The sequence below is a fragment of the Mesonia sp. HuA40 genome (assembly GCF_008017835.1).
Classification (GTDB): Bacteria; Bacteroidota; Bacteroidia; order Flavobacteriales; family Flavobacteriaceae; genus Mesonia.
Genome location: NZ_VRLT01000008.1, coordinates 1 through 2764, shown reverse-complemented (window position 1 = coordinate 2764; position 2764 = coordinate 1). Strand labels below are relative to the sequence as shown.

3 protein-coding genes are annotated in these 2764 nt (G+C 31.7%); all 3 read right to left on the bottom strand.

What is annotated here, in order from left to right; all coding sequences use genetic code 11:
• Nucleotides 1-276 precede the first annotated feature (276 nt).
• Nucleotides 277-1041 (bottom strand): SH3 domain-containing protein, encoded by a 765-nt coding sequence (locus FT993_RS01215; RefSeq protein ID WP_147860721.1) that lies wholly within the window; start codon nt 1039-1041, stop codon nt 277-279.
• Nucleotides 1042-1185: 144 nt separating this feature from the next.
• Nucleotides 1186-1860: a hypothetical protein gene (locus tag FT993_RS01210; protein WP_147860720.1), complete on the bottom strand. Its 675-nt coding sequence runs from the start codon at nt 1858-1860 to the stop codon at nt 1186-1188.
• Nucleotides 1861-2012: 152 nt separating this feature from the next.
• Nucleotides 2013-2657 carry an alpha/beta hydrolase gene (locus FT993_RS01205; protein ID WP_147860719.1) on the bottom strand — a complete coding sequence of 215 codons (645 nt, stop codon included), beginning with the start codon at nt 2655-2657 and terminating at the stop codon, nt 2013-2015.
• Nucleotides 2658-2764 lie beyond the last annotated feature (107 nt).

Sequence of the window (2764 nt, the reverse complement as noted above, 5' to 3'; positions counted from 1 at the left end):
TTTTTACTTCATCTTTTCAAGCAGTCAGATTCATTATTTTTCCGCTTTGCTTTTCATTCCGAGGTATTTTTGCCAACGGACTTGTGTATGAAACGTAGCGTGTAAAAAGACACTAACTTTTCGGATTAACACAGAGCCGAATTTTTATATTTTGTTTTTTAATTTTTCTCTTTTTAAAAGCCAAATTAAAAATTTGGCGGACTTTTTAAATATACACAAACCTTTTGTTTAAACACTTATTAGCTATGTTTTATACACCGTGTTGCCATTAGTATTTCATTCTTGTTGTAGCCAATTAAATTTTCCATCTTTCCAATAAACAAATCCGCCACCACAACTTTCAGATGCGTGCATATAAAGAGCATTATAATTTAGTCGGACTTTTTTGTTTTCAGGAACATCTTTAAAATCTACAAAATCATCTTCGTAGTTTGACCATAAAGTTTCTCCTGCATTAACTTTTTCAAAAATACCAATCCAACTATAATTGTTCATCTTGAACGGGTCATTTTCATTTCCTAATATGTGAGTTTTAGTTTTAATTCCTTTGTTGATAAATCCAATTTTTGTTTCTCCATCAAAGTTTTTTAATAGAATTACAACATCATTTTTTTTGTCTCCGAAAAAGTCACCTTTTAGATAAAAAGGTTTAATATCAGTATTTAAGGTTAGATTATCGAATTCTGAATATTTTGAAATTTCACTTTTAATATCTTCGATAATTTCTTTTTTCGGTTTTAAATATCCGTCAAATACATATCCATATTCAGCATTAGAAATGAAAGTGGGAAAGTTTTGAAAAGTTATTTTCACCCAATTACCTTTTATTTCTTGTCCGTTGTCTGTTATAGTTTGGCTATTTTCGGTTTTCTCAATTATATCAACTTCGGCACCAAAATATAGTTTTCCTATTTTCTTTCCATTTGAATTAGGTTCTTGTCTTAAAAACAAACCATTTTCAGCAGTTACAACAAATTCATTTTGAGAATAAGTTAATACTGTCAAGAATAAATTTATAAATAATATTATCGATTTTTTCATATTAATGGCAACGGTCTCGTATAACCGTCAGTTACGGGATTAAAGTTAATGATTTTCGGTTTAGCACAGACGTTAGCAATTCCGAGTGGATTCGGACGTAGTCGAATCCGCCGTAATTGCGGTTATACATTGTTGCCAATAGTTTTATTCCCCAGGTTCACTAAAATGATTTCCTTCGCCCAGCCATTCCCTTTTTAAACCAGTTTTTTCAATAAATTCAATCTGTTCTTTGTCAGTTGCATAATCAATTACAAATTGTTGTCCACCATCACTAAAAATCGTATATCGACCTTTAGTTTTTAATTCTTTTGGTATGTAAGAAAATCTTTGAAAGAAAGAATCAGGCACAAAGCCTACTTTTCCTAATTTCCATTTTCTTTTTATTCCATTAACTTTAAAATGAATCCATTCAAAATTGTTCTCGTCTATTTTAATCTCAATATTAGTATAATTTAGTTCTCCTTGAGTTATTTTACCCATTAATTCCATAAAATAAATATATTGCGATGAAGGATCAATAAATTCAATGTCCCACCAAATACAATTATCCGTTACTCTATAAAATTCTGGATTTCTATAAATTCCAGAACCAAGAATATAATATAATCTTTCAAATGGCGGATTAGCAATTAGACTATCTAATGCCTTTTCATTGTAACTATTTCTATTCCATTCTTCGTATATTAATTCTTTATTTACTCCATTATTAAATTTATAACCTAAAGAATTAAAAGTTCGCATTTGGGATTCAAAAGATTTTTTTGATGAATTACAACTCATAACAAAAAAAGAAATTATAATTATAGCTAGATATTTCATTTCAAATTATTGGCAACGGTCTCGTATAACCGTCAGTTACGGGTTAAAGTACGCAAATTTTTCGGTTTAGCACAGACGTTAGCAATTCCGAGTGGATTCGGACGCAGTCAAATCCGCCGTAATTGCGGTTATACATTGTTGCCCACAGTTTTTTATTCCAGTCCATAATTTCCATTTGCCCATTTTATTGTCGGTTCAATCCATTCTTTTAATGGTTTGAACAAAAATCCGTGTCCCATTCCAGTATTCAGCTCAATTTCTTTAAAGTTCTTTATTTCACAGGTTGAGTTTTCTTTTTTTCGGATTGCGGACACTCCGAACGGGTCAGTTTTTTCGTAAATGGTCAAAATGTTTCCGCAAAAGTTTATTTCAGGGATATTTTCCAAATCGCTATTTCTAAAACTCGCTACGAACACAAAATTCAGTTCAGGGTTGTCTGCTAAGGTCGAAACGTATTGTGCAATATATCCGCCTTTTGAAGTTCCGACGATTGTTATTTTTTCAGGTTCTATTCCGCTGTTTATCAAGCTGTCAATTTTGTTGACTATTTCAATGGCGTATTCACGAGCATTAACATTTCCGTTTCTTTTTTCACTGATTACTTTTAGTCCGCTTTTTTCAAATTCCGCCAAGATTTCATTGTATTCCGTTCGTCCAAATTCTGGGTGCGATTCATTCAATCCGTGTTCTTCTAAAAATCGGTTATGAAGAAAGAAAATAAATCGGTCGTCTTGGTCTTCACCACACGCAAAGAGTGTCGAGCAAAAAAGAATTCCTATTAAAAGACTTATTTTCATTGATTTCGATGCGTTTTTTCAAATTGTGGGCAACGGCTTTGGCTATGATTTCGTTGCGGAAAAATACGCAGGATTTATTCCGTTGTAACTCAAAGATAGAAAAAAGG